Annotated in this window: 22 protein-coding genes; 9 read left to right on the forward strand and 13 right to left on the reverse strand. The window is 62.3% G+C overall.

Going from position 1 to position 25,895, the window contains the following annotated elements:
• Positions 1–39: 39 nt before the first annotated feature.
• The 3 genes from CYA_RS01505 to CYA_RS01515 are packed head-to-tail and all read right to left on the reverse strand — an operon-like array spanning position 40 to position 7,743.
• Complete coding sequence (locus CYA_RS01505) at positions 40–246, reverse strand: type II toxin-antitoxin system VapB family antitoxin (protein ID WP_011429230.1); 207 nt, start codon at positions 244–246, stop codon at positions 40–42.
• Between the two features lie 28 nt (positions 247–274).
• Complete coding sequence (locus CYA_RS01510) at positions 275–4,852, reverse strand: endonuclease domain-containing protein (protein WP_011429231.1); 4,578 nt, start codon at positions 4,850–4,852, stop codon at positions 275–277.
• Complete coding sequence (locus CYA_RS01515) at positions 4,849–7,743, reverse strand: helicase-related protein (RefSeq protein WP_011429232.1); 2,895 nt, start codon at positions 7,741–7,743, stop codon at positions 4,849–4,851. The genes CYA_RS01510 and CYA_RS01515 overlap by 4 nt, the downstream gene beginning before the upstream one ends.
• Before the next feature lie 280 nt (positions 7,744–8,023).
• Between CYA_RS01515 and CYA_RS01520 the strand changes: the two genes are divergently transcribed.
• Positions 8,024–8,539 carry a cyclic nucleotide-binding domain-containing protein gene (locus tag CYA_RS01520; protein WP_011429233.1) on the forward strand — a complete coding sequence of 172 codons (516 nt, stop codon included), beginning with the start codon at positions 8,024–8,026 and terminating at the stop codon, positions 8,537–8,539.
• Positions 8,540–8,723: 184 nt separating this feature from the next.
• Complete coding sequence (gene gap, locus CYA_RS01525) at positions 8,724–9,743, forward strand: type I glyceraldehyde-3-phosphate dehydrogenase (RefSeq protein WP_011429234.1); 1,020 nt, start codon at positions 8,724–8,726, stop codon at positions 9,741–9,743.
• Here the strand turns inward: gap and CYA_RS01530 are convergent.
• On the reverse strand, positions 9,728–10,330 hold the full coding sequence (locus tag CYA_RS01530; RefSeq protein WP_011429235.1) for a 2'-5' RNA ligase family protein: 603 nt from the start codon (positions 10,328–10,330) through the stop codon (positions 9,728–9,730). The genes gap and CYA_RS01530 overlap by 16 nt on opposite strands.
• Positions 10,331–10,499: 169 nt before the next feature.
• Here CYA_RS01530 and CYA_RS01535 point away from each other — a divergent pair, with 169 nt between their 5' ends.
• Complete coding sequence (locus tag CYA_RS01535) at positions 10,500–10,922, forward strand: (2Fe-2S) ferredoxin domain-containing protein (protein ID WP_011429236.1); 423 nt, start codon at positions 10,500–10,502, stop codon at positions 10,920–10,922.
• Here CYA_RS01535 and CYA_RS01540 read toward each other — a convergent pair.
• Positions 10,910–11,542 carry a lysophospholipid acyltransferase family protein gene (locus CYA_RS01540; RefSeq protein ID WP_011429237.1) on the reverse strand — a complete coding sequence of 211 codons (633 nt, stop codon included), beginning with the start codon at positions 11,540–11,542 and terminating at the stop codon, positions 10,910–10,912. The two genes, CYA_RS01535 and CYA_RS01540, sit on opposite strands and share 13 nt — an antisense overlap.
• 319 nt (positions 11,543–11,861) lie before the next feature.
• Here CYA_RS01540 and CYA_RS15195 point away from each other — a divergent pair, with 319 nt between their 5' ends.
• Both CYA_RS15195 and CYA_RS15200 read left to right on the forward strand, forming a co-directional pair.
• Positions 11,862–12,365: an RNA-guided endonuclease InsQ/TnpB family protein gene (locus tag CYA_RS15195; RefSeq protein ID WP_228375403.1), complete on the forward strand. Its 504-nt coding sequence runs from the start codon at positions 11,862–11,864 to the stop codon at positions 12,363–12,365.
• Positions 12,366–12,394: 29 nt separating this feature from the next.
• Positions 12,395–12,796, forward strand: a complete 402-nt coding sequence (locus CYA_RS15200) for a transposase (protein WP_228375404.1) — start codon at positions 12,395–12,397, stop codon at positions 12,794–12,796.
• A 13-nt stretch (positions 12,797–12,809) separates the two neighbouring features.
• On the opposite strand, the gene CYA_RS01550 is transcribed toward CYA_RS15200, so the two are convergent.
• Positions 12,810–13,499 (reverse strand): Uma2 family endonuclease, encoded by a 690-nt coding sequence (locus CYA_RS01550; RefSeq protein ID WP_011429238.1) that lies wholly within the window; start codon positions 13,497–13,499, stop codon positions 12,810–12,812.
• Between the two features lie 151 nt (positions 13,500–13,650).
• Between CYA_RS01550 and CYA_RS01555 the strand changes: the two genes are divergently transcribed.
• The 3 genes from CYA_RS01555 (at position 13,651) to groL (ending at position 17,011) form a co-directional block, all read left to right on the forward strand.
• Positions 13,651–14,772 carry an NAD(P)/FAD-dependent oxidoreductase gene (locus CYA_RS01555; protein ID WP_071813491.1) on the forward strand — a complete coding sequence of 374 codons (1,122 nt, stop codon included), beginning with the start codon at positions 13,651–13,653 and terminating at the stop codon, positions 14,770–14,772.
• 68 nt (positions 14,773–14,840) lie between these two features.
• Complete coding sequence (locus CYA_RS01560; RefSeq protein ID WP_346426047.1) at positions 14,841–15,179, forward strand: 30S ribosomal protein PSRP-3; 339 nt, start codon at positions 14,841–14,843, stop codon at positions 15,177–15,179.
• Positions 15,180–15,382: 203 nt separating this feature from the next.
• Complete coding sequence (gene groL, locus CYA_RS01565) at positions 15,383–17,011, forward strand: chaperonin GroEL (RefSeq protein ID WP_011429241.1); 1,629 nt, start codon at positions 15,383–15,385, stop codon at positions 17,009–17,011.
• Between the two features lie 37 nt (positions 17,012–17,048).
• Here the strand turns inward: groL and lysS are convergent, their stop codons facing one another.
• The 7 genes from lysS to trpB all read right to left on the reverse strand — a co-directional run bounded on the left by lysS (position 17,049) and on the right by trpB (position 25,272).
• Positions 17,049–18,575, reverse strand: coding sequence for a lysine--tRNA ligase (lysS, locus tag CYA_RS01570; protein WP_011429242.1), 1,527 nt, complete (start codon positions 18,573–18,575; stop codon positions 17,049–17,051).
• Positions 18,576–18,621: 46 nt separating this feature from the next.
• Positions 18,622–19,410: a Uma2 family endonuclease gene (locus CYA_RS01575; protein ID WP_099834681.1), complete on the reverse strand. Its 789-nt coding sequence runs from the start codon at positions 19,408–19,410 to the stop codon at positions 18,622–18,624.
• Between the two features lie 488 nt (positions 19,411–19,898).
• On the reverse strand, positions 19,899–21,317 hold the full coding sequence (gene radA, locus CYA_RS01580; protein ID WP_011429244.1) for a DNA repair protein RadA: 1,419 nt from the start codon (positions 21,315–21,317) through the stop codon (positions 19,899–19,901).
• A gap of 52 nt (positions 21,318–21,369) precedes the next feature.
• Complete coding sequence (aroC, locus tag CYA_RS01585) at positions 21,370–22,506, reverse strand: chorismate synthase (protein ID WP_011429245.1); 1,137 nt, start codon at positions 22,504–22,506, stop codon at positions 21,370–21,372.
• 54 nt (positions 22,507–22,560) lie between these two features.
• Entirely contained in the window at positions 22,561–23,295 is a 735-nt protein-coding gene (locus CYA_RS01590; RefSeq protein ID WP_011429246.1) for a pantothenate kinase, read from the reverse strand.
• The gene (locus tag CYA_RS01595; RefSeq protein ID WP_228375405.1) at positions 23,285–23,992 is read right to left on the reverse strand and encodes an AMMECR1 domain-containing protein; all 708 of its coding nucleotides are present in this window, start codon (positions 23,990–23,992) and stop codon (positions 23,285–23,287) included. Before CYA_RS01595 ends, CYA_RS01590 begins: the two co-directional genes overlap by 11 nt.
• Before the next feature lie 26 nt (positions 23,993–24,018).
• Positions 24,019–25,272: a tryptophan synthase subunit beta gene (gene trpB, locus CYA_RS01600; RefSeq protein ID WP_041438793.1), complete on the reverse strand. Its 1,254-nt coding sequence runs from the start codon at positions 25,270–25,272 to the stop codon at positions 24,019–24,021.
• 202 nt (positions 25,273–25,474) lie between these two features.
• On the opposite strand from trpB, the gene CYA_RS01605 reads away from it, so the two are divergent.
• Positions 25,475–25,834: a hypothetical protein gene (locus tag CYA_RS01605; protein WP_011429249.1), complete on the forward strand. Its 360-nt coding sequence runs from the start codon at positions 25,475–25,477 to the stop codon at positions 25,832–25,834.
• The last annotated feature ends 61 nt before the right edge of the window (positions 25,835–25,895 follow it).

The raw sequence follows: 25,895 nt of genomic DNA on the forward strand, positions 1-25,895 counted from the left end.
ACTGCAAGAGGATCGCCCTGAGGCTTGGGCTGGGAGATCTTAGGGAGAGGAGAGGCGTTGCTCGTGCAGATCTCCCTCCCATTTCAACTTGCCGCGTAAGTTGCGGATCTCGGCTTGCTCGTAGAGCCGAATGAGGGTGCGCAGCGCTTCGTGAATTATCTCGCGCTTGGTCTTGAGGCCGGTTAGCTGGCGAGCCCGCTCGATCAACTCGATCAGCTCGTCATCCAAGACAACGTTAGTCCGCATGGGAAGCTCCCCTGTTTACGCATAATGACTAGTGTTGCGCCAGCTTCTCCCACGCTTCTAGCACCAGCCGCCGGGTGCGGTATTCGCCGTATTGACGTATCTCCTTCTCCTTCAGCACGCGAAAGGTTTCGCCGGGGAAGGTGCTAGCAGCAGCGCGGGTAGTGTAGCCAGCCGGGTCGAGCGGGTCTGCCACCTCTTCCCGCGGGTCGAGTATGTCTTCCAGTTCGCGTTCGGTGAGGTCTGCCGGGTCGAGGATGTAGCGCAGTTGCTTGCGGGTGAGGCCGTAGAGCCGGGCGTAGTACGCATCCAGTTCAGCGCGGAGGATGGCGCGGCGTTCCTCGTTCCAGGTGAACGGCGGGAAGGGGAAGCCCTCACCCAGTGCTGCGGGCGAGGGGGTCGGGGGGTGAGGTCTAATCACAGCCCGCAATCCTTCGTCTGCCTCTCGCCATACGTCGTCGGCGAAGGGCTTCATGTCCCAGGAGGTGTAGACCAGCTCCAGCACGCGCGGGACGATGAAGCGCAAATCTTCGGCGCGGTAGGCGCTCGGCGGCAGGACAGGGAGTTGTTTCATCGTGAAATACTTCAGCGATACTCCACCAACTTTTTGTCTAGACACGTAATCAAATGGCAAACAGGCCATAAGACTCATAAGCGCACAAATCCTTATTGCATCTAATTCTGGAAGCATGAGTAAAAACTTATCACCATATCCAGCACATGGGACAATGCTCGCTACAACAGTGCGCTCATCCGTAGAACGTGCCACATCGCGCCAGCCGAGCAGCCAGCCGCGTTGCCACTCGCCCAGGCGGGCTGCGACTTCTTCCGCGGGCACCCAGTACCAGGGCAGAACGACGAAGTGCGGGTCAGCGTGCTGGTGCTCATCAGGCGTGGGCAGTTGGGTGCTGCTCCGGTCACGCACGCCCTCATAGGTGCCGTAGCGGTGGTCGTAGTGCCAGATCATCTTGGCTTCGTAGAGGGGGAGGTAGCGGCCCTCACCCCCGGCCCCTCTCCCAAGGCTTTGGGAGAGGGGAGAAGGATGCTCGTAGGAATGGGCAGTGACATAGGCAGCAATTTCTTGGAGGACTTGTTCTGTGCGGTCGAGTATCTGGTCATTGGTAAAGCGCAGAATGGCAAAGCCATGTTCGCGCAGGATTTCCTCCCGCAAACGGTCGCGTTCCTGCTGAGTGGGTTCGCGGTGCACAGCGCCATCTATCTCAATGATCAGGCGGGCATCGTCACAGAAGAAGTCGGCGATGAATTGTCCAATCGGATGTTGACGTCGGAATTTTCGGCCTAGCAGCCGACGGTCACGCAACAATTCCCAGAGCAGGCTTTCGGCGGTCGTCGCCTCGCGACGCAACTGCCGCGCCCTGGCAATCAGTTCCCGGCTGGCCCTGGGTAATTCGTACCCTCCTTCTCCCGCAGCGCGAGAAGAGAGGTCGGGGGCTGCGATCCTTCCCCCCTCTCCCGCAGCGTGGGAGAGGGGGTTAGGGGGTGAGGGCACAAACACATTCCCCATCAGCCGGTAACCTTGCTTTTCCAGCTCTGCACGGGTGCGGAAGAGGTGCGAGTCGTTGGACATGTGGAACATCGCCATGAAGCGCACGTCCCAAGGGTTTTCACCCGTGCGTTCGTTCACCAACACCGGCACGCGCTGATAGATGGCGCGGGTCAGGTCGGCATCTTGCCGGGTACGGAAGACCGGCAGGGTGCGGGTGTTGGGGTTGATGCGGGCAATGTCGTCGGCGGTTAGGGTGAATACACGGCGTGGGTCGCGCAGGTGTTCGGTGCGAGTTGCAAAGAAGGTGAAGGTAGGGGTGCTCTCCGACGTGCTTCTGCTGCGGATGGTAAGCAGGCAGAACTTCATGCGACTATCTACTGCTGGAAAGATTTTTTCGCGGTTTTCAAAATCAAACAGGCTAACTAGCTGCCCCTTTTCCACCAGGTCGGCGAAGAAGAATTGGTTGGTGGCGTCGGTGGCGATGCCGGTGGGGACGATGAGGCCGGCTTGTCCCTTAGAGTTAAGGAGGCTTCGCACGCGCTCGGCAAAGACCGAGTAGGTGTTGATGTCCCCGCGGCCGGTGAGGGGGTATTGTCCGCTGCCGCGCAGGAAGCGACTGGCGCTTTCGGCGGCATGCAGGGCGCGCTGATAGGCTTCCCACAGGGCAGGGTTGGTCTGCGGCAGGGCGGCGATCAGCCGTTTGCGGGCGGCGGCGTTGGCGGCGCGGGCAATCTGCGGGTCGCGGACGGCGAAGAACTCTTCTTCCTGCAATTTGATGCGCTCCCAGGGCGGGTTGCCGAGGATGATGTCGAAGCCGCCCTCACCCCCCTGGCCCCCCTCTCCCAAGGCGTTGGGCGAGGGGGTAAGGTGAAACACCTCCGGGAACTCCAGCGGCCAGTGGAAGAAGTACTGCTCGCAGGCCAGGGCTACGGCGGTGGCCAGAGCGCGGGAGTTGGCTCGATTTTGCAGCCGCTCGCTGACTGCTTTCGTGGTAATGGCCGCCGAGAAGTCTGAAGTCAAGTGCTGGAAAAAAGCCGCCGTCCAGAGGTTGCAGGCTTCTGTCAGTTTCTGGTGTTCTGGGTTTTGACAGTAGCGAGTGTAGAGCTCCTGCTTGCGGCGTACGTTGGCTGGCGAGTCGTCCTGGATGGCTTCGAGCTGCTGGAGCTCCTGGCTGAGCTGGGCCACCACTTGGTCCGCCTCAAGAGAAAGAGAAAGCTGGCCCGTTTCCAAATCCCTGCGCTCGGCGCGATTTCGCCTCTTCAGAGAGCGGGCAGCCTCCCTGGAGTGGGCACTCACCGCCTCGAAAGCAGCGTCGGGAAGGCCCTTGTCCAGAACTTTTAGATCCAACATCCCCACCAGCGAGTCGCCGCATTTGATGCGGTGGTCGAGGAAGGTAAGCGGCTTGCCGGCACAATGGGCCTCCAGCCAGAGGGCCACGCGGCAGAGCTCCACTGCCAAGGGGTTTTTGTCCACGCCGTAAATGCAGTGGGCCACCACGTCGCGGATGGCCTCGCGCACGGTCTCAGGGGCAGGCTCCTCTTCCCCGGTGCGAACCTTGGCCAGCTCCTTGCCCAGACGCCGGGCAGCCGCCAGGAGAAAATGTCCAGAGCCACAGGCGGGATCCAGAACTCGCAGCGAGAGGATGGCCCGTTCCTTTTCCTCGCGGCTGGCTGCAGACTTCAGCCGCTCCTGTAGCACCGGCTCTAGGGCCGAGCGGACAAGTTCCGCCACCAGATCTGGCGGGGTGTAGTAGGAGCCGGTGCTTTTGCGTTCGGAGCCGTAGCTGAGCTCAAACTGAGGCGTCGCCTGCGCAGTAAACAAGATCTGGGGCCGGTAGTCGAGCAGGCTTTCGTAGACGGATCCCAGCTCTTCCACATCGAGAGCGGCATAGTTAACCCGGCGCGGCGGGGAGGTCGCGTTTTCTCGGTAGTAGGCCAGATGCCAGAAGGCCTGCAGCAGATCCCGGTTGCTCAGGCTGCACTCATCCAGCTCCAAAGGGGCAAACAGCTCGCCGTTGAGAGGCGCAGCCCCCAAAAGCTGGGCCAGCTCCTCTTGGGAGAGCACCCGCCAGAGCACTCGCAGGCTGCACCAGAGATCCTCATGTTCCGTAAAGGCGCTCCGCCGCTCCAAAAGCTGCCGCAGCCGACCCACGCCGTAGTGATCCCGGTAGAGAGGACTGGCGCTGATAAGCCCCCGCTCCTCCGAGACCAAGAGAAACAAAAAGCGATAGACCAGCCGCAGCAGTTGTCGGTAGAACTCCTCCGGGGTGAGGCGGTTCAATCCAGAAGAGGCCAGCCGCTCCCGCAGTTGGGAGTTTTTGGGATGGGCAAGAAAGCCGTTGGCCAAGCCCTTGAGGCATTCTTCCACCCCATCCCGCAGCCGCTCGCGGACTCGCCCCCCCTGTTCCAGAGCTTGCTGGTAGTACTTCTCCAGCCAACACTCCCGCGCCTGCTCCGCCCTTTGGGGCAGGTGGCTGCGGTGCAACAGGCGAAACAGGATGGCAAAGTCGTTAAAGCGCTGCTCCTCCAGGATCTGCTGCAGGTCAAACTCCACATAGGCCTGCCGACGCACATAGGTGGAGTCGCGCAAAAGGCGCAGGGTCACGCCGTTGGTGACGATGCCCCAGAGGTGCTCGCTGCGGTTGAGATACTCCTGCAGCAGCGAGTGAGGGGCTAGACGCGGCCTGCCAGTAGGAGCCAGCCGTCCCAGCTCCTGGCGCACCCCCACAATGTGCACCGGCGGAGCGTCCTCTGCTTCGCCAGCTCGGTGGGAGATGGCAAAGGTGGCGCCGTCAATCTCGTAGGCCCGCTGGTTGTAGCGCAGCTCGTAGCCCAGAAGGCTGAGAAAGGGAATGACCCAGGCATCGCGGGTAACCGACGTGGCCGGATCCCCTTCTGGCAGACGGGCCAGCCGACGGCGGAAAACTTCCCACTGGGTGCGGGCATCGGCAAAGACGCTGGCCATCTCCTCGGTCAGGCTGCGCTTGTCGTCTAGCCCAAAGTCTCTCGGCTTCTGGCCCGGCAGCTCGCCGGCCAAAAGCTGCTCCAGGATGTCCGGCCCCAAGAGGCCCCCTTCAAGGCGTAGTGCAGGAAATTGGCTCATCTGGACAGCAGAGGTTGTAGGACAAGAATTCCCAGCAGATCCGGGGGAAACTGCGGCTTAACCTCCAGCCCGCGCACGCGCTGGGAGATAGCCTGTCGGATGCGCCTGTGGGCATCAGCCAGCTCGCCAGCCCGCCGGCAAATGGCCTCCCGGATCCCTTGCTGAAGGGGGTGTCCTAGGCCCCAGTTTTCTGCAGTCGGCGGCCAGGGGCTGAGGCTGTCTAGCACATGCTGCACCAACTCCTGCTTTTCCGCGAGCGGCAGGTTGGCATCTGGCGTGGCTTTGGCCAAAAGCTGGAGCGCTGCCCCAGTTTCCAGCCAGCGGGCTGCGCCTCTTTCCAGGCCAACCCCTCCCAGCACCAGCACCTCCTCCGCCAGCAGAGGCTGAGCCAGCGGCTGCTCCACCAGGTAGCGCACGCGCAGCAACAAGAGGGTGGTGAGCTCGGCCACAGCCCGCGTCCGCACAACCCCGCAGCGGGAGACGACGGCCTCTTCAGGATTATCTAGAGCCTTCTCCAGCAAAAAGTGGGCCAGGGCAGCGATGAGGCGGTGGTTGCGGCCAACGTACTCCGCTCCTTCTGGCGTGGGGGAGACAAAGCTAATCCGCCAGTGTCCACCCTTGGGCTGGGGCAGGGCTGAACGAATGGCCTCCGGCAGGGTTGCCGTGCCCTCTCGGCTGAGGTTGACCTGGAAGACTCCAGACTGCCGGTCAGGGATCACGGCCAGGCCCAGGCGCTGGGCGGCAGCGAGAAAAAATTGCTGTACTGCCTGCGGATCCCCCAGCACGGCGTCTGTAGCCTCCAGTTCCCGCTGCACTTCTTCAGGCTTGAGGGATCGCTGGGCAAAACGGGTGCGGTTGCGCCGCTCCTGCTCGGCAGAGCGATCCCACCGGGCGTGAAACCGGCTCACCTCTGCCATCCCCAGATCCAGCTCCAACTGGCGCTCCCCTGAGCCGGATCCCTGGCGCAAAAAAAGCGCCTCCAGCACCGCCTGGGTAACGCTTTCACTCGCTTCGGGAACAGGCACGTGGGTGCCAAGGGTGCGGCGAATTTCCCGCACCTTGTTCAGCAGCACCTTTAGCACCACGCCGTCCACAGGGTTATCTCGCCCAAAAAAACGAATGACCTTGACCCGGGGGGCCCGTTGGCCGTAGCGATCCACCCGCCCCTCCCGCTGCTCCAGCCGGTTGGGGTTCCAGGGCAGGTCGTAGTGGATGACGGCTGTCAATTTTTCCTGCAGGTTGATCCCTTCCGAGAGGCAGTCGGTGGCCACCAGCACCCGTGGCTGGTCAACGGCCATTTCCGCAATCTTGGCCTCCCGCTCCTCGTCGCCCATGCGGCCGGTTACGCAGGCTACCTGAGTTGCGGATCCCAGGTGTTGTCGAAGGTGGTCGGCAAGATACTCCGCCGTGGCCACATAGCGGCACCAGAGAATGGGGTGAAAGCTCTCTTTGAGGAGCCGCTTCACTAGCTCGATGGCCCGCGCCAGCTTGGTGTCTTGGTCTACGCCACGCAGTTGACCAGCCAGGCGGGCGAGCTCGCGCAGCCGGCGGCGGTCGCTGTCGGGCAGAGTTTGATCTGCTGCTTCGAGGGCTGGCAGCGGTAATTCGTCGTCAGTACGCTCTTCTGCTGACTCGAACACCCAGCGGCTAAAGCTCTCCTCGGCCTCTTCAGCTTCTTCCTCCCGGGAGCCTGCACCGCGATTGGCCAGCGCTGCCAAGGCCGCTGCCGGACTGGACATGACACAGCGCAAAAGAGCCAGCGCCCCCCAGTAGCGTACTCGCCGCCGCCGCTGTTCCATCTGCTGGCCGGTGCGCACCAGCTCCGCGCAGAAGGCATAGGTGCGCTCAAACAGCTCGCGGTAGCGGGGCGAAAGGTCATAGGTCTCATCTTCAGCTTCTCGGCTTGGGAAGCAGGCGGTTTCTTGCCAGGTCTCCTTAATGTCCCGCCGCGTGCGCTGGACAAAGTGACGGGCCAGCTCGAGGCGCTGGCTCTCAGTGAGATCCTGAAAGTCCCACGCCTCAAACTCAGGCCGCAGCAGCCCCAGCAAGGAACGGAAGGCCTCTGGGATGCCGCTGTGGGGAGTAGCCGTCAGCAGAATCAGGTGGCGGTTGGGCGCTTGGGCAATGGCTCTCAAAAGGGCATGCCGCTCCTGCTGAGCTCTGCCGGAACTGGCCGCCGCCGCACCGTGCACTTCGTCGGCAATGATCAGCTCAGGACAAAACTGTAAAAATTGAGGGCGGTTGCGCTCTGTTTTGACAAAATCAATGCTGGCCACCTGCACCGGGAAGTATTCGTAGAGGCTCTGTCCCAGCGGGGTTTGCCGCTCCAGTTGCCCTACCGTCCCCGAGCGGATAACTACCGGCTCGAGGTGAAACTTCTCGGCCAGCTCCCTGGCCCACTGCTCGCACAAATAAGGCGGGCAAAGGACACAAAAGCGCCGGATCTCGCCGCGATCCAGAAGTTCTCTGGCTATCAGCAGCGCTTCGATGGTCTTGCCCACTCCCACGTCGTCGGCAATAAACAGCCGCACCGGATCAAGGCGCAGCGCCATGAGCAACGGCACAAACTGGTAGGTTCGGGGCCGGATGGAGATGCGCCCCAGCGAGCGAAAGGGAGTGGCGCCCTCGCGCAAGATAAGCCGCGCTGCCTGCCAGAGGAGATGGGCGGCTGCAGCATCGGCAACTCGGTCGGCGCAGGGCAGCGGGAAGAAGGCCGGCTCGATGCGCTCAAAGGGCAAGGTGCCGCCTACAAGGTTCATCAGTTGTCGGTGAATGTGAATCGCATCCTCTGGCGTACCAGTAAGGGGCCGCAGCACTACCCCTTCTTCGGAATCAGCGGGGAGCACCACCCACTCGCGGTGGCGGCAGCAAACAATTGAGCCAGGCTGCATCGATCGGGATCCCTAGAGAGCTTTCTCCATTTGAGATTTGTATACATCTTTGCCGCTTTCCGGGAATGACTGCCGAGCTTCTGCGGCTTTTTTGAGAACCCCCTACAGCCTGCCTGGACAGAACTTCTGCCGGCGCCATGGCCGGCAAAAATTCTACGTGTTGGAAAATGGCCCAGTTGGGTCTCGCCCAAGCCTTTTGCAGGGATCCCTCCTACCCAAAACGTGGGGTGACGGTAGGATGAAACAGAGCTGGCCCCAAGCACTTCCAGCCGCTTGCCCGATGAGCAGCAGCCGTTATCCGTTTGAGCGCGTTCGCGAGCACTTGCTCTTTCAGTCTTTGGAAGATGCTGAGTGGAAGGCATTGACGGCTGCCCTACTGCCCAGCCGCTTTTCCCCCGGCCAGGTGATCTTCCAAGAAGGGGATCCCAGTAGCGACCTATACGTAGTTCTCAGCGGGATCGTGGAGCTGCGTCGCCAGTACATGCGCCATCCCGGCGATTATTGGCTGGCCACGCTGCATGCCGGGCGCGTGTTTGGGGAACTTTCCTTGCTGACGGGACGGCGACGTTCCTTTACCGCGGTGAGCCTGACCGAAGTGCAAACCCTGCGCCTCTCCCGCGAGGGGCTGCTCCTATTGCCCCTGGAAGTCCAGCTGAAGCTCTACCGCGCCTGGACCCAGATCATCGGCGAGCGCGTCTTTTGGCTCGACAGCATGTTCGCGGATCTGCTGGAACAGCGGGGAGCCGAAAACGTGGCCTCGGCTATGGCCTTGCTGCAGCAGCGCTACCCCGCTTGAGGAAAGCCAACCCCTGCAGGCAGGCCGGGATCCCTAAAGTTAAATATCAGTTGATACTACTCAAAAAAGAGGCCAGAAATAAATCAAGCGGTGGGATCCCAAATTTTATCTTCAGAATAGCCAGGGGTTGCGGTATTATGTGCTAAGCAGCCCCAAAGCACTTCAAGCAGCGAGGTTAAGAGCAGTGGTCAGGGTAGCCATCAACGGATTTGGTCGTATCGGTCGCAACTTTTTGCGGTGTTGGCTGGGTCGCTCCCAGTCCAATCTCGATATTGTTGCCATCAACGACACATCAGACGCCCGCACGGCTGCCCATCTGCTCAAATACGATTCCATTCTCGGGCCGCTGCAAGGGGCGGAAGTGGAGGCCGTCGAGGGTGGCCTGCTGGTTAACGGCAAGCATATCCACGCCGTTTCCGATCGCAACCCCAGCAACCTGCCCTGGAAAGAGTGGAAGGTGGATCTTGTTATTGAAGCTACAGGGGTGTTCGTAGACTATCAAGGGGCCTCTAAGCACCTTGAGGCGGGAGCCAAAAAAGTAGTGATCACCGCTCCGGCCAAGGGGGGCGACATTCCCACGTTTGTATATGGCGTTAACCAACACACCTATGACCCGGTGCGGCACAACATTGTCAGCAACGCCAGTTGCACCACCAACTGCCTTGCCCCCATCCTCAAAGTGTTGCTGGACAAGTTCGGCGTCTTGCGGGCCACGATGACCACCACCCACAGCTACACCGGTGACCAGCGGATTTTGGATGGCGGCCACCGCGATCTGCGACGGGCGCGGGCGGCGGCGTTGAGCATGGTGCCCACCACCACCGGGGCGGCCAAGGCGGTGGCGCTGGTGATCCCCGAACTGAAGGGCAAGCTGAACGGGGTGGCGGTACGGGTGCCCACGCCCAACGTGTCGCTGGTGGACTTGGTGGTGCAAACGGAGCGGCGCGTGATTGCCGAGGAGGTGAACGCGGCTCTCAAGGACGCTTCAGAGACCACGATGAAAGGGATCATTGCCTACTCCGATATCCCCTTAGTCTCCATCGACTACCGCGGCCACGACTGCTCGGCGATTGTGGATGCCGAGATGACCAGCGTGCTGGACGGGGATCTGGTGAAGGTGATGGCCTGGTACGACAACGAGTGGGGCTACTCGCAGCGGGTGCTGGATCTAGCTGAATATATGGCTGCTCACTGGGTTGAGTAGGCTGTTGTTTCCTGCCTCAATCCCTCAGAGGCGGAGAGGGAGAATTCGGCAAAAACCTGCCAGCGCTTGCCGTCATGGAGGAGGAGGGTCAGGGCAGAGGCGAGAAAGGATCCCTGGAAGAGGCGAGCCTTGAACTGCGGCCAGGCGGCGCGGAACTGGGCCGGCTGGAGATCCCGGAAGGCCACAGTCATGTGGGGCACAAAGGGACGGGCTGGAGCCGTTGCTTCTTCTTGCTTGAGAAGGAGGCTCATGTGCCGCTGGGCCTTGGCCTGAAGCTGTTGCAGCTCGGGGGAGGGCTCGACGTGAATATAAATAACCCGTGGCGGGAAGGCGCCGAAGCCACAGAGCTCAACGGCAACTGGCGCCTGCTCCTTAGCAAATGCTTCTAGGGATCCTGTCAGGGCCGCCAGCTGGGCAGTGGGCCACTCGAAAGGAGGCACCAGGGTGATGTGAGGGGGCGAGCGCAGGGCTGCGCGGCTGGCGAATTGCTCGGCAAACTGTTGTTTAATGGCGGTCACTTGCTCCTGCAGGTCTGGTGGGGGAAGGAGGGCGAGAAATAGCCGCTGTTGGGGAGCATCGATCAGCATTGCCGGACAGGTGAGGGATCCTTTTATCCAGGCTAGGGCAGCACATCCCCAGGCCTCTACCCCATTTCCTAGGGGTCAGAAGGTTTGTCGGGATGCCCGACGTCTTCTTTAACTACTCATATAATTATCTAGTGATTATTCGGTGGCAGTAGGAGACACGGATCCTCACATGACCCAGCTTTCCGCTCCCCTTCCCACGCCGGCAAGCCCATCTGCAGAACCTCAGCCGGATCCGATTCCGTCTTACCATTGGCATCTGTTCCTCTGCGCCGACCAGACCAAGCCCAAGTGCTGTGAAAAGGCGGTGGGGCTGGAAGCCTGGGAATACCTGAGGCTGCGGATCCAGCAGTTGAACCTGGAGCTGGCGGGCGTGGGCCCTCTGCGCGTCAACCGCACCAAGGCCAATTGTCTGCGGGCCTGCAACTACGGTGTTCCTGGGCCGGTGTTGTTGGTGTACCCCGGCGGGTTCTGGTACCACTCGGCCACGCCGCCGGTGATAGAGCGGGTGCTGCAAGAGCACATCTTGGGGGGAAAGCCGGTGGCCGAGTATCTGGTTGCTCAAGATACTCTGATTGCCCCTCAGCGCCCCTGATCCAGGAGGGCATGGATGGCCTCCACGCAGGCCGCGGTTGCCTGCTGCAGCTCAGCTTTGTCGCTGGAAGCCGGCGGGGGGATCAGCCTGCCGATGCGCACCGTGATGGGGCAAAACAAGCGCGGCCAGCGGGATCCCTTGGGCAGCACCTTCTCGGTGCCCCAGAGGGCTACGGGGAGCAAGGGTGTCTGGGTGCGCGCTGCCACCAAGGCTGCCCCCAGGTGAGGCTGGGGGATGCGGCCATCGGGGGTGCGGGTGCCGTTGAGAAAGATCCCTACCGCCCAGCCCTGGGCCAGGGCTGCCTCTGTGGCCCGCAAGGCGCTGCGATCCGCACCTCCCCTTTTGACCGGGTAAGCCCCGTAGAGCCGGATCACCTGCTTCAGCACCGGCACCTGGAACAGCTCTTCTTTGGCCATGAAGGCTACCGGGCGGCGCACCGCATTGGCCACCAGCGGCGGATCCAAGTGGCTGGCGTGGTTGCTGACGATGATCAGGGATCCGTGGCGCGGCACGTTTTCCTGGCCATAGGTGCGGCCAAAATACAGTCCCCGAAATAAAGGGTTGACCACCAGCCACTTGAGCAGCCAGTAGGCCAACCAATCGCGGCGGCGATAGCCCATCTGGACGATTTCCCAACTTAAGGGTAGCTCCCTCTTGAGTGTAGGGGAAAGGGGGGGATCCCTAAGGACTTTGGAGACAGGTTTTCCGAAGACCTTCACCTAGGGTGGGATGCGGCGAGGGGAGACGCCGGGAAAACGTTGCGCCAAGTTTTAGCTAATCCGCCGTTCGCGCTAGCGGGACGTAGTCCTGGAAGCCCCGCTCTGTACCCCCCAGTCCCCCAGCCCCCCAGTCCCCCCGTATACGGGGGGATATAGGGGGGCGGGCCGGTCAGAGTCGGGATGAGAGGCGGGAGCGTTCAACAGGTACAATGCATTCATCATGAGAACCGCTTACCAGTACCGCTTGCGCCCCACTGCTAGCCAAGTCGCCCTGATGGGTGAGTGGCTGGAGCTGCTGCGTAAGCAGTACAACTATCGCCTGGCGGAGCGCTTCCGCTGGTGGGAGCAGAATCGCTGCAATATCCATGCCTGCTCCTTGACAGTCTGCCATCTGCCTGTGTTGAAAGACAAGCCCACCTTCGACTCCCAGAAACGAGACTTGGTAAACACAAAGGCTCTCTTCCCCGAATACCAAGCGATTCATTCCCAGGTGCTCCAAGACTGCCTACAGCGGGTACAAAGGGCCTTTGACCGATGGCTAAAAGGTGACCGCAACGGCAAAAGGGCAGGCAGGCCCAGGTTTAAGGGAGTAGGGCGGTATCGCTCCTTCACCTTCCCTCAGATGAAGCAGGACTGCATTCGAGGGCAGTTTATCCATCTGCCCAAGGTTGGGCCGGTCAAGCTGGTCCAACACCGCCCTTTGCCCGACGGTTTTACAAAGTAGCCAACCAGCGCAAAGATTTTCACTACAAGATGGCAAAGAAGTTGTTAAGTAAGGGGAAGCACATTGCTCATGAGGCGCTTACTATTAGGGGTCTGGCTAGAAGCAGACTAGCCAAATCTGTTGATGATGCTGGGTGGGGTGAGTTCCTGCAAATTTTGGCAGCCAAGGCTGAAAGAGCTGGGCTGTTGACGATTGCAGGGGATCCCCGCGGCAGCAGTCAAGGGTGCTCGGGGTGTGGTCGTGAGGTGCCCAAAGAGCTGCATGAGCGGTGGCACGATTGTCCGCACTGTGGGTTGAGGATTGGCAGGGATCACAGCTCGGCGAGGGTCATCAAATCCAGAGCGGTGGGGCGTCCCGTTCTTCAAGCTCAGGAAATGTCCTGCCATTGGGCAGGAGTCACTGGGAAGCCTGCACTCTATGCGTCAGCATAAGTGCGGGAGTACGTCACCTCTCCAGATCCGGATCCTCGCCCAAAGCCCGCAACCTTGCTGCCAGACGCTCGGCCCGCTGGCGTTCCTGTTCGGCTCGTTGGCGTTCCAGCTCGGCCCGCTCATCTCCCGTCAAAAGCAACTGCCCTTTGGCATCGCACCAGCGCAGCCAGCGGGCTTGTTTCCCCTCGAAAACTCCGTCCCACAGCCTCAGGCCCAGCTCCACCTGTTCCAGCCAGGTCTCGGTCATTTCCGCATAGTGGCGGCCCCGCAGCTCAAAAAGGCGCAGCTCCTCGGATCCCAGCTCGTGGTTGGGATCAAAAACCACGTAGTAGCTGACCCGCATCTGCTCGTAGCGGCTGAACTTGCCACCTAGCTCGTCGCCTTCGCGGTTGGAGACAATCTCGATCACCACATCCGGCGGCTTGTCAAATTGCCAGAGCAGATAGCACCGGTTCTGCTTCTCCCACCATTGTTCCGGCACCGTGACATCCAGGCTGAGAAAAACATCCGACACAATCGGGGGGCGACTGGGGGTTGTGTAGATCCCGACATTGGCTGCTGCCAGGAAGGTTTTGTGGGGCAGAGAGCTGTAGAGCGAGCCAGTCAGGAGGCGCTGTTGCTTTTCAGAGGCAAAGTTATCCGCCGGGGTATCGTCCTCAGTGACCAGATCAGCGACATCGGGCAGCAGCAGTTCAGTATCCATGGGCAAAGGCAGTCGGGGATGTCGACATCTTCGCCGTTTCCCCTACTTTTTGCCGCAGAGGACAAGGGCGGCAAAGCTGGCCGCTCTCCAGAAGGGATCCCGCCCGCAGAATGGGGTATCACGGCAAAAGGGCTCTCTTTGAGGAGGAACCTTGAACTGCGACGTTTTGGTGATCGGCTGTGGGGTGGTGGGCTGTGCCATCGCCTACGAATTGGCCACAGCAGGGCTATCGGTGGTTGGGATCGACGCCAGGGATCCGGCCTCAGGCGCCACCGGGGCCTCGTTGGGGGTGTTGATGGGGATCTGCAGCCGCCAGCCAGATGGGGAGGTGGTGCAGTTGCGCCTGAAAAGCCTGGAGCAGTTCGATCCCCTGATTGCGCGGCTGGAAGCCGACTTGGGTCGGACTTTGCCCGTCAATCGGCACGGCATCCTCAAGCTCCTCCGGGAGGAGGAAGTGGACGCTTGGCAAGCAACCCTGGCGGCTCGCCGGCAAGCAGGTTACCGCCTGGAGTTTCTCAGCCCTGGCGAAGTGGGATCCCTGCAGCCAGGTTTGCGCAGCGACCTGGGGGGAGCCCTCTACTCTCCCCAAGATCGGCAGATCCAACCCCGCCTCCTTACGCAGGCGCTTGTGGAAGCAGCCCAACGCAGAGGCTGCCGCTTCTTCTTCCATCAGCCGGTTCAGAAGATGCAGCGCAGCCCGGATCCTCCCTTTCGCCTACAGGCAGTTTATACGCCAGCCTTCGCCTTCTCGGCAGGCCATGTCGTTCTCGCTGCCGGCCTGGACAGCTCCCCTCTGGCCGAGGAGCTGGGCTTGCGGATCCCTCTGCAGGCGGTCAAAGGCCAGGCTCTGCGGGTCAAAGCGGCGGGGATCCCCCTGGGGCCGGTGGTCAGCGACGAGGATCTGCATCTGGTCCCCCTGGGGGATGGATCCCTGTGGGTGGGGGCAACCGTGGAGTTTCAGGCCCCCCATCCCCAGCCGACGCTGCTGGCCTTACAGGATCTGCTGGCCCACGCCATCGGCATCTGCCCGGCCCTAGCCGAAGCCACCCTGCTGGAGCACTGGGCCGGCCATCGACCCCGACCGCTGGGGCAGCGCGCCCCCATTCTGGGGCCGGCTCCCGGCTATGTCAATCTTTTGGTTGCCACCGGCCACTACCGCAATGGAGTGTTGCTGGCCCCGATTAGCGCCGCCATCCTGAGGGATTTGGTGCTGAAAGGGGAAACAGCCCTGTGCGATCTAAGCGCTTTTGCCCCAAGACCTAAACAGGGCTGAGCTGGCCTATCCACTGAGGTAGCAAGACTTATGTCAGAATAGAAGGTTGCCCGGCTCAGGCCGGGCCAGTGTGTGATCTGTCGAGTCCTGCAAAGGAGAAAAGAGCCTTGCCGAAATTTGCCCTGAAAGCCCTCTGGCTGGAAAACGATTTGGCCATCGCCGTGGATCAGGTGGTGGCCAAAAACCGCAGCCCCCTCACCCGCTACTTTTTCTGGCCGCGGGATGACGCCTGGGAACAGCTCAAAGCCGAGCTGGAGAGCAAAACTTGGATCAGCGAGGAAGATCGCATCACTCTACTCAACCAAGCCACTGAACTGATCAACTACTGGCAAAACGGCGGACGCGAGCGCCCCATCAGCGAAGCCCAAGCCCAGTTCCCCGACATCCTCATCGGCGGCAACGCCTAGCTCTCCCCTCCCCGCCGAGGCCGCGACTCCAAACCCAACCCATCTTGATGGGGATCCTGCTTTTGGGCTAGATTAGCACTCGGGATTTCAGAGTGCTAACTTTGGGCTCGGCCAAGCCAATGGATCGCCGGGGCCCTTCTGGGATCCCACTCCGCCTGGCAGCGCTAAGCGGCCCAGTTGAAACTAAGAGGATCGGGGATTCTATGGCAAAACAGATTCTGTTTAGGGAAGAGGCCCGCAAGGCATTGGAGCAGGGCATCAATCAACTGGCGGATGCAGTTAAGGTTACCATTGGCCCGAAAGGGCGCAACGTCCTTCTGGAGAAAAAGTTCGGCGCCCCCCAGATCGTCAACGACGGGGTCACCATTGCCAAGGAAATTGAATTGGCGGATCCTTTGGAGAACACCGGTGCCCAGCTGATGCGGGAAGTGGCCACCAAGACCAACGACGTGGCCGGAGACGGCACCACCACAGCCACCATTTTGGCCCAGAGCATGGTGCAGGAGGGGTTGAAGAATATTTCGGCAGGAGCCAACCCTGTAGCTTTGCGGCGCGGCATCGAGAAGACCACTGCCTACCTGGTGGAGCAAATTGCCGCTCAAGCTAAGCCTGTGGAAGGCCGCAAGAACATCGCCGAGGTAGCTACCATCTCTGCCGGCAACGACCCGGAAGTGGGGGAGATGATCGCCAGGGCCATGGATGCCGTGGGGCGAGATGGGGTGATTACGGTCGAAGAGTCCAAGTCCTTGGAAACCCAATTGGAAGTTGTCGAAGGGATGCAGTTCGACCGCGGCTACATTTCCCCCTATTTCGTCACCGATACGGAGCGGATGGTGGCCGAATACGAAAATGCCTATCTGCTCATCACCAGTAATAAGCTCTCCAATCTTCAGGATCTGGTGCCTGTTCTGGAGCGGGTAGCGCGAGAGGGACGGCCGCTGCTGGTGATTGCCGAGGATGTGGAGGGAGAAGCCCTGGCCACTTTGGTGGTCAACAAGCTGCGGGGGGTGTTGAACGCGGTGGCGGTGAAGGCGCCGGCTTTTGGGGATCGGCGCAAGGCCATGTTGGAGGACATTGCCATCCTCACCGGTGGGCAGCTCATCTCCGAGGATATCGGCATCAAGCTGGAGAACGTCACCCTGGACATGATGGGGGTGGCCCGCAAGATTACCGTTACCAAAGACAAGACCACCATTGTGACCGACGGCAGCACCAAGGCGGCGGTGGAGAAACGGGTGGCCCAGATCCGCAAGCAACTGGAGACCACCGATTCCGAGTACGACCGCGAGAAGCTGCAGGAGCGGATCGCCAAGCTGGCCGGTGGGGTGGCGGTGATCAAGGTGGGAGCTGCCACTGAAACGGAGCTTAAAGACCGCAAGCTGCGCATTGAAGATGCCCTCAACGCCACGCGGGCGGCAGTGGAGGAAGGGATCGTCCCCGGTGGCGGGGCAACGTTGCTGCACCTTTCCAAAGGGATCCCGGCCTTCAAGGCCAACTTGAACGCAGAAGAACAGGTGGGGGCGGACATTGTCTGCCGGGCTTTGCAGGCGCCGCTCTATCAGATTGCCCACAACGCTGGCCTGGAGGGGTCGGTGGTGGTGGAAAAGGTTCTGGAGAAGGAGATGCCCTTTGGCTTTGATGCCCTGACGGGCACCTATGTGGACATGTTTGCTCAGGGGATCGTGGATCCGGCCAAGGTCGTACGCTCGGCGCTGCAGAATGCCGCTTCCATCGCCGCCATGTACCTCACCACCGAAGCCATTGTGGTGGAAAAGCCCGAACCCAAGACGAAAACAGGAGCGAGCCGCTCCGGCGGTGCGGGGATGATGTAACTCCCCTAAACCATGCCCTTGTGGCCTAGGCCCCTATTCAGGGGCTTTCTCCCGTCTCCGGTCGCAGCAGGGGGAAGGCGATGACATCGCGGATGCTGGCAGCGTCGCACAGCAGCATCGCCAGACGGTCGATGCCGATGCCCAGGCCACCGGTGGGGGGAAGGCCGTACTCCAGGGCAGTGAGGAAGTCTTCGTCCAAAAAGTGGGCCTCTTCGTCTCCGGCTGCCTTCAGGGCCGCCTGGGCCTCCAGCCGCTGCCGCTGATCCACCGGGTCGGTCAGCTCCGAGTAGGCGTTGGCCGTCTCCCGCCCGACGATAAACAGCTCGAAGCGCTCCGCCAACCCCGGCTTGCTGCGGTGGGGCTTGGTGAGCGGACACACCTCCAGGGGATAGTCGAGAACAAAGGTCGGCTGGCGCAGGCGGCTCTCGCAGCAGTGCTCGAAGGCTTTGACCAACAGCTTGCCAGGGGAGTCGTGGGGGGAGAGATCGGGGATCCCCTGCTGGGCCAGGGCGGGCAAGAGCTCGGCGGTGGATCCCTTTTCCACGTCGATGAAGATGCCGGTGGCCTCCTCCACCAACTCCTGGATCGTTACCCGCCGCCAGGGTGGGGTGAGGTCAATGGTCTCCCCTTGGTAAGTAATTTGCAGGGATCCCCGCACTGCCAGGGCGGCGTTGCAGACCAGGGCTTCGGTCAGCTCCATCATCGTGTGGTAGTCGGCAAAGGCTTGGTAGGCCTCCAGCGAGGTAAACTCCGGGTTGTGGCGGGTGGAGATGCCCTCGTTGCGAAAGACTCGCCCAATTTCGTACACCCGCTCGATCCCGCCCACCACCAGCCGCTTCAGGTGCAGCTCGGTGGCAATGCGCAAGTAGAGATCTAGATCCAGGGCGTTGTGGTGGGTGATGAAGGGACGCGCCTCCGCCCCGCCGGGGATCACCTGCAGCACCGGCGTCTCGATCTCCACAAAGCCCCGCTCCTCCAGGGTCTGCCGCAGGGAGCGGACGATCTTGGCCCGGTCGAGCAAGGTTTGCTTGACCTCGGGGTTGACGATGAGGTCAACGTAGCGCTGGCGGTAGCGTTTCTCCACATCCCGTAGGCCGTGCCACTTATCGGGCAGGGGCAGCAGGGCCTTGGTCAGCACCTGGTACTCGTCCACCCGCACCGACAGCTCCCCTTTCTCGGTGCGCTTGAGACAGCCCTTGGCCCCCAGCCAATCGCCCACGTCAAGCAGCTTGTCCAGGTTCTTGAAGGCCAGCTCCCCCATGTGCTGCGTCAGCCGTTGCTTTTCCAGGTAGAGCTGGATGGTGCCAGAGCGATCCTGCAGGGTAAAGAAGGCCAGTTTGCCCATGACCCGCCGCGCCCGGATCCGCCCGGCCACCGCCACCTGCACATCCTCCCGCTCGGCGCCGGGCTCGAGATCGGCAAATTGCGCCTGCAACTCGGCAGCCAAGTGGGTAACCGGGAAAGAATAGGCGTAGGGCAGGATCCCTTGCTCCTGCAGGTGGCGGGCCTTTTCCAGGCGGGCGGCCCGTTGGGCAGCTTCGCTGCTGCTGGGGAGAGTGGACATAGGGGTAAAAGGGATAGAGGATTTCAGGGACGGACGGGATCCTTTTTTACGCTTCCAGCGGCGCGATCCCGTGGGAACGCAGCAGCTCCAAAAGTCTTTCGGCCCGTTGGCGTTCTCTTTCAGCCCGTTGGCGCTCTCTCTCGGCCCGCTGCTGCTCTAGGGCGGCCTTTTCGTCGCCGGTGGGTAAAACTTGGCCCTCTCGGTCACACCAGCGCAGCCATTCCGTGTTGACGCCCTCGAAGGATCCCTGCCAGAGGGTCAAGCCCAGGCCAATCTCCTCCAGCCAGGTGGAATCGAAGGGAACCAACTCTCCCCCCCGCCGCTGAAAAAGAACCAGTGGGGATCCCTGCAGCTCCCGCAGTTGCCGCAAAGGATCGTAAACCCCGTAGTAGCCCACGCCGGCGCGGGCGTAGTCCCTGAGTTTGCGGCCCAGCTCTTCTCCCTCGCGGTTGGAGACAATCTCAATGACCACGTCGGGAGGCTTGCCCATCTCCCAGACAAAGTAGGTGCGATCTTCCTTGCGCTCGAAGCTGGCGGGGGGAGCTACCTCCAGGCTGAGCATGACATCGGGCACGAGCGGCGGCTGCTTGAGGGCGTAGAACAGGCCGACGTTGGCCGTGGCCAGGAAGGGGATCGGCTCGCCGCTGTCTTTGGCTCTGGGCTGAAAGGAGGCGTAGAGGGCGCTCGTGAGCAGGCGCTGCAGCTTCTCCGAGTAGATGCTGTCCACAGGCTGGTCGTCCTCGATCACCAGGTCACTGATATCGGGTGGGGGCGGCGGTGGAAACTCCGCTGCCGGCGTCGAGGGCTTGAGGGGGCTAGAAGGTGCAGAAACCATGATGCCGGGATCCTTTGCAGGGCCGCTGCTAGCGACTGCTCGGTTGTTGGTCAATCGAGCCGATATCGAACCATCTCGAGGGTAGCAAAGGTTTTGGGGAAAAAGGCGACCAGAGAGCTTCTCCAATCCACACCAGAGATAGAAGCCCAACCCTGGGCCGAGGGCCTGCCTCCTGGAGCGGGGCAAGAGACAAAAAATCCTGCCCGACCTCCTCAGCTTTGGCCGGATCCCTTTTGGAAAGCAGCTAGCGCTCCGCCTGGGCGTTCAAGCTGGAGACGATCAGGTACACCACGAAAAGAAACAGGGCTACCAACGCCATAGGTCGATCCTTAGGTCAGTCTCTTGCGCCAGGGTCTGTAGGATAGTGTGCCCATCCGGGCCGGGATCCGGTTGCTGTTGTCGCACAAACCTTTATTCTATGACATTTTCCCGTAGCTTGGTTCTTGGCGGAGCTCGACCGCCCAACTGGGCAAGTTGGGGATCCCTTCTCACTGGCCAGGCTCGGAGCTGGGCAGAGCCACCAGCAGAGCTTCCAACACCCGCTGCACCCGGCTCAAGCGCAGGCCAGAGTCGGCCAAAACGGGGCTGTTGGGGATGATGGCGTGGCGGAACCCCAGCTTGGCGGCTTCCTTGAGGCGCTGCTCCAACTGCGCCACCGGGCGCACCTGTCCCCCCAGGCCCACCTCGCCGATCAAGACCGTAAAGGGATCCACCTGGCGATCTCGGAAGCTGGCGGCCACGGCCACCGCCACCCCCAAGTCGGCAGCTGGCTCGGCCACCTGGATGCCGCCGGCGGAGGCAATGTAGGCGTCGTATTTGGAAAGCGGGATCCCCACCCGTTTTTCCAGCACCGCCAAGATCTGCAAAAAGCGGTTGAGCTCGATGCCGGTGGCGGTGCGGCGGGGGGAGCTGTAGCTGGTGGGGCTGACCAGGGCCTGCACGTCCACCACCAAGGGGCGGGTGCCCTCACAGGCGACGATGGTGGCCGTTCCCGGCGTGGCCTGATCCCGGCTGCTCAAAAAAAGCTGCGAGGGATTGTCCACCTCCACCAAGCCAGAGGCGGTCATCTCGAAAACGCCGATTTCCTGGGCCGCCCCAAAGCGGTTTTTGACGGCGCGCAGCAGGCGGTGGCTCTGAAAGCGATCCCCCTCAAAGTACAAGACGGTGTCCACCAGGTGCTCCAGCACCTTGGGCCCGGCCAGGGATCCATCTTTGGTAACATGGCCAACGATGAGCAGGGCCACCCCCAGTTTTTTGGCCACTCGCATCAAGAGGCCGGCGCATTCCCGCACCTGGGAAACGGATCCCGGCGCCGAGCTGAGCTGCCCCCAGAAGATAGCCTGGATGCTGTCGATGATCGCCACCTGGGGCTGTAGGGCCTGGATCTCGGCCACAATGGCCTCCAGGTCGGTTTCCGCCAATAGGTAGAGCTGCTCGCTTTCTATCCCCAGCCGCAAGGACTCCGTCCCGCTAATGCGAGCGGCGCGCAGCTTGATCTGCTGGGCCGATTCCTCCCCCGACACGTACAAGATGGGCCCCCGCTTGGCGAGATGCGCAGCAGTCTGCAGCAGCAGGGTGCTCTTGCCAATGCCTGGATCGCCGCCGATCAACACCAGGGATCCCGGCACGATGCCACCTCCCAACACCCGGTCGAACTCGCCGGAGCCAGAGGAGAGGCGGGGGTGGCTCTCCGAGGAGACTTGGGAGAGGGGAAGGGCCGACAGGGGCATCCCGTTGCCGCGGCTGCGCTGGGGAACGAGCCGCTGCGGTGGCCCAGACTTAGAAGAGGGGGCGACGACCACCTCCGTCAGCGTGTTCCAGGCGCCACAGTTGTCGCAGCGGCCCAAAAACTTGGGGTAGCGCTCGCCGCACTGGCTGCACTCCCAGACGGTTTTGGCCTTGGCCATGAACAGGGATCCCGCCTCTTTCTTAGGATACAAGGACTCCGACCGGCTGCCGCTAGCTGTGGGGCAGGGGAACGGCGGGAATGGGCACCTCTGGCAAGGCCAGGGATCGGCACTGGGCGTGGTGGCGCAGCAGATGGTCACAGAGCACCAAAGCCACCATCGCCTCCACCATCGGCACCGCCCGCGGCAGCACGCAGGGATCGTGGCGCCCCCGCGCCGCCAAAACCGTCTCCTGCCCGTCGAGGGTGACGGTGCTTTGGGGCTGGCGAATGGTGGCGGTGGGCTTGAAGGCCACCCGCAGGACGATGTCTTCCCCGTTGCTGATGCCCCCCTGGATGCCGCCGGAGCGGTTGCTGCGGGTGCGCCAGCCGCTGGGGGTCATGTAGAACTCGTCGTTGTGCTGCTTGCCCGTCAGGTAGGTGCCGGCAAACCCCGAACCGATCTCAAACCCCTTGCTGGCCGGCAGCGACATCACCGCCTTGGCCAGGTCGGCCTCCAATTTGTCGAACACCGGGCAGCCCAGCCCGCGGGGCACATTGCGGGCCACACATTCCACCACTCCCCCGAGAGAATCTCCTTCCCGCGCCGCTGCTTCAATTTTTTCAATCATCGCCGCCGCCGCGGCTGGATCGGGGCAGCGGACGATGTTGGCTTCCACCTGCTCCGCCGTCACGGAGCTGGGATCCACCTGGGCCTCTACGTCTTGGACCCGCTGCACATAGGCCAGGATCTCTACCCCTGCTGCCAGGCGCAGGATCTTCTTGGCGATGGCCCCGGCGGCCACCCGGCCAATGGTCTCCCGCGCCGAGGCCCGCCCTCCCCCCTGCCAGTTGCGGATGCCGTACTTGGCCTGGTAGGTGGCATCGGCATGGGAAGGGCGGAAGGTGGTGGCCATCTCGCTGTAATCCTGGGGGCGGGCGTCCTGGTTGCGCACCAGGATGTGGATGGGGGTGCCGAGGGTAAAGCCTTGGAAAACCCCGGAGAGGATCTGGCAGCGATCCGCCTCCTGGCGCGGCGTGGTGATGTGGCTCTGGCCGGGACGGCGCCGATCCAGCTCCGCCTGGATGTCGGCCTCGCTCAAGGGCAGCCGCGGCGGGCAGCCGTCCACCACCACCCCCACCGCCCCCCCGTGGGACTCGCCGTAGGTGGTGACGCAAAACAAGACGCCGAAGGAGTTGCCGTTGGCCATGGGATCCCTGAGCAAGAAGCTGCCCGCTCGCAGGCGGCTGGGAGAGACTGTCTTCTATTCTGCACCAGAAGGCTTGCGGACGACGCGGTGCAACTGACGGCAGCCGGCAATCCCCCGCAACACCAGGTGGGGATCCCAGCGCAGCTCTGCGTCAAGGGGCCGCAGGTGGGGGTAGAGTAGCTCGCCATCGCCGCCGGTTACTAGCAGCGGGCCTTGGGGAAAGCGGCGGCGCCAGTCGGCCAGAAAATCCCGCAAGCCGGCCAGCAGGGTATGAAGAATGCCGCTGCGGATGGCGGCCCCAGTGTTCCTGGCCCAGCGGGGGGGTATGGGAGCGCCGGGATCCCACTCCACTTTGGGCAGCCGGGCGGTGTGGTCGGCCAGCGCCTGCGCCTGCAACCCCAGGCCGGGCAGGATCGCTCCTCCCACCAGGGATCCCTCGGCGTCAGCTCCCGTCAGGGTCAAGGCGGTGCCGGCGTCGATGACCAAGCAGGGCCAGCCGTAGCGGATCCCGGCGGCCCACAGAGCTAGTGCCCGATCCAGCCCCAGGCTTGGGTAGGGATCCCGCAGCGGCACCTGGGAGAGCTCAAGGCAATGCACCCAGGGGGATCGGGGCGGCAAAGGGGCAGAGCCAACGGCAGCTAGCCACAGCTCCGTCTCTTCTGGCCAGGATAGGGGTTGGTGGGCGGGAAACTGCTCCACCTTCACCAAGCTCTCGCCAGCAAACCAGCCCCAGCGCACGTGGGTGTTGCCCACCACGGCGGCCAGCCACCGCTCTGCCTCAGAACTCATGCAACAGCTCCGCCTCCACGCGAAACAGCTCCACCGGCTGATCGGCAGGGATCCCGGCCAATTGCTTGGCGGTGGAGAGCTGCCAGGCCGTCGTCAGAGCCTCTCCGGGCAGCAACACCGCCCCCCGTGTCCCCGCGCGAATGAACAGGCCCATGCGGGTGGGATCCACCTGCTCCAGAGAGGGGATGGGCACCACCCGTCGCACGATGGCCACCTGAATAGAAGCCGACTCCAGCTCGCCGGGTTGCAGGGGCCGATAGCGCCAGTCGCGAGTAACAGCTCCCACCGCCGCCCGGATGGTGGCCCTGGCCAGATCCTCGCCGCCGGGATCCAAGCTGCCCCAACAGCCGCGGGGCCGTCCCTCCCTGGTCACCGTAACAAAAACTCCCGCCGGGCGCCGCCAGTGGGGCGGGATCTCTTCTGGAGCAGGCAGCACCTGGCCAGTGGCGAAGTAGTGGGCGATGGCCTGCCGCGCCAGGGCCGGCAGCGTCTTGGGCAAGGGTTGCGGCTGGACGGGAGCAGGGATCCCCTCCGTCCCGCCGTTGCGGGGCAAGGCGCCTGCCGGGGAACTCGTGGCCGGGGACGGGATCCCGCCAACGCGCCCAGAAACCTCTGGCCGGGATCCGGCCAGCAGCCCTAGCCCTGCCCCCAGAAACAAGGCCAGCAGGCTGAGCGATCGAATGGCAAAGGTGGACACGAGCTGAGGATCTTGCCAACCCAACTCTAGGCTAGGCTATGCCCCCGCTTCTGCAAGTACTTGAAAACGGTGTTCAGATCCTTGTCGCCCCGCCCGGAGCAGTTGACCACCACCCGCTGCTGGGGGCCAAGCTGGGGGGCCAAAGTCTTCAGGTAGGCCAGGGCATGGGCCGTCTCCAAAGCCGGGATGATCCCCTCCAGGCGCGACAGCAGCAGCAGCGCCTCTACCGCCTCGTCGTCGGTAACGGCGTAGTACTCGGCTCGCCCAATTGCTTTTAAGTAGCTGTGCTCCGGCCCCACGCCGGGGTAATCCAAGCCGGCGCTGATGGAATGGGCCTCCTGCACCTGGCCTTCTTCATCTTGCAGCAGGTAGCTCATGGCCCCGTGCAAGACCCCAACGCGACCGCGGCTGAGGGTGGCGGCGTGGCGGGAGGTGTGTAAGCCCTCCCCGGCAGCCTCGATGCCGATGAGCCGCACCTGGGGATCGCGGACAAACTCGTTGAACAGACCCAGGGCATTGGAGCCGCCGCCCACACAGGCCAGCAACACGTCTGGCAGCCCTCCCCATTTCTCCTGACACTGCTGCCGCGTCTCCTGGCCGATGACATCGTGAAAGGTCCGCACCAGCTTCGGGTAGGGGTGGGGTCCGGCCACCGTGCCAATGACGTAGTGGGTGGTCTCCACGTTGGTTACCCAGTCGCGGATGGCCTCGGAGAGGGCGTCTTTGAGGGTGGCTGTGCCTGATTCGACCCCCCTTACCTCAGCGCCCAGCAGGCGCATCCGCTGCACATTGGGGGCCTGCCGCTCCATGTCCACTGCCCCCATGTAGATGACGCATTCCAACCCAAAACGAGCACACACCGTTGCCGTGGCCACCCCATGCTGGCCAGCGCCAGTCTCGGCGATGATCCGCCGCTTGCCCATGCGCACCGCCAGCAGCACTTGGCCGAGGGCGTTGTTGATCTTGTGGGCGCCGGTGTGGTTGAGGTCTTCGCGCTTGAGGTAGATCTGGGGGCCGTCGTAGTGCTCGGTCAGCCGCTGGGCAAAGTAGAGGGGGCTGGGCCGACCGACAAAATCCCGCAACAAGCTGTGGAACTCGGCGCGAAACTCGGGATCCCGCCAATGCTGCTCAAAGGCTTCCTCCAGCTCCGTCAGGGCGCTCATCAGGGTTTCCGGCACAAAACGGCCCCCAAAGGGCCCAAACCGGCCCCGAGGATCCGGACGCACCTGCGGGTCAAGGGGATCCCAGGTGGCAGGGGCAGCAAGAGGAGTTGAGGTCATGGCAAATGGATTGGCGCGGGCTTGACAGCCGGCAATAGGAGACAAGTTTCCCTATTCTACAGAAGATGGAAACTCGGGAAGGCCACTGTCCAAGCTATCTTATTTGCCGCCCTGGATGGTGGGATCCCGCCGAAATCACCTTTGAACAGGGGGCTTCCAAGGATTTTTACGATCAGGCCGTCCGATTTTGGGGGCGGCCTTTATGGACAAGCATCTGCAAGAGTTGCTCCAGCAAGAAGATCAAAAGCGCAGGGACGAAGAGCTGCGCCGCACCTATGCCCTTTCTCAAAAGTCTCAGGGAGCGGCAGTCTTTTTGTCGTTATTGCTGGCTTTTGCGGCCTACATTTATACGCGGCGATGGAAAGCGCTAATGATCTTTTTGGGGTGGTGTATTTTTGTCGGCGTGTTGTTTAGCGATGAAGAAGGAGAAGTTTCTCTCCCTGGACTTTTTCTGGCCTCCACCTGGGCAGCGGTGGACAACTGCGCCGCCATCCAGCGAGCTAGAGAAAAAATTGAACTGCTACGCTCCGGGCAAAGCCCCGATAGCAACCGGCAGACTTAATCGACCTCAAATCAACAAGCTGGAAACCCTTCCTTACTCCCCTCTCCCTGTGGGAGAGGGG

The sequence above is a fragment of the Synechococcus sp. JA-3-3Ab genome, from assembly GCF_000013205.1.
In the GTDB taxonomy this organism is placed as follows: domain Bacteria; phylum Cyanobacteriota; class Cyanobacteriia; order Thermostichales; family Thermostichaceae; genus Thermostichus.

Coding starts and splice junctions, on each gene's coding strand:
- CYA_RS01515 (WP_011429232.1), bottom strand. CDS start 7,743: ATGCAGCCTGGCTCAATTGTTTGCTGCCGCCACCGCGAGTGGGTGGTG.
- CYA_RS01530 (WP_011429235.1), bottom strand. CDS start 10,330: ATGCTGATCGATGCTCCCCAACAGCGGCTATTTCTCGCCCTCCTTCCC.
- lysS (WP_011429242.1), bottom strand. CDS start 18,575: ATGTCCACTCTCCCCAGCAGCAGCGAAGCTGCCCAACGGGCCGCCCGC.
- CYA_RS01510 (WP_011429231.1), bottom strand. CDS start 4,852: ATGAGCCAATTTCCTGCACTACGCCTTGAAGGGGGCCTCTTGGGGCCG.
- groL (WP_011429241.1), top strand. CDS start 15,383: ATGGCAAAACAGATTCTGTTTAGGGAAGAGGCCCGCAAGGCATTGGAG.
- CYA_RS01540 (WP_011429237.1), bottom strand. CDS start 11,542: ATGGGCTATCGCCGCCGCGATTGGTTGGCCTACTGGCTGCTCAAGTGG.
- CYA_RS01590 (WP_011429246.1), bottom strand. CDS start 23,295: ATGAGTTCTGAGGCAGAGCGGTGGCTGGCCGCCGTGGTGGGCAACACC.
- CYA_RS01535 (WP_011429236.1), top strand. CDS start 10,500: ATGACCCAGCTTTCCGCTCCCCTTCCCACGCCGGCAAGCCCATCTGCA.
- CYA_RS01575 (WP_099834681.1), bottom strand. CDS start 19,410: ATGGTTTCTGCACCTTCTAGCCCCCTCAAGCCCTCGACGCCGGCAGCG.
- radA (WP_011429244.1), bottom strand. CDS start 21,317: ATGGCCAAGGCCAAAACCGTCTGGGAGTGCAGCCAGTGCGGCGAGCGC.
- CYA_RS15200 (WP_228375404.1), top strand. CDS start 12,395: ATGGCAAAGAAGTTGTTAAGTAAGGGGAAGCACATTGCTCATGAGGCG.
- aroC (WP_011429245.1), bottom strand. CDS start 22,506: ATGGCCAACGGCAACTCCTTCGGCGTCTTGTTTTGCGTCACCACCTAC.
- CYA_RS01505 (WP_011429230.1), bottom strand. CDS start 246: ATGCGGACTAACGTTGTCTTGGATGACGAGCTGATCGAGTTGATCGAG.
- trpB (WP_041438793.1), bottom strand. CDS start 25,272: ATGACCTCAACTCCTCTTGCTGCCCCTGCCACCTGGGATCCCCTTGAC.
- CYA_RS01520 (WP_011429233.1), top strand. CDS start 8,024: ATGAGCAGCAGCCGTTATCCGTTTGAGCGCGTTCGCGAGCACTTGCTC.
- CYA_RS15195 (WP_228375403.1), top strand. CDS start 11,862: ATGAGAACCGCTTACCAGTACCGCTTGCGCCCCACTGCTAGCCAAGTC.
- CYA_RS01550 (WP_011429238.1), bottom strand. CDS start 13,499: ATGGATACTGAACTGCTGCTGCCCGATGTCGCTGATCTGGTCACTGAG.
- CYA_RS01605 (WP_011429249.1), top strand. CDS start 25,475: ATGGACAAGCATCTGCAAGAGTTGCTCCAGCAAGAAGATCAAAAGCGC.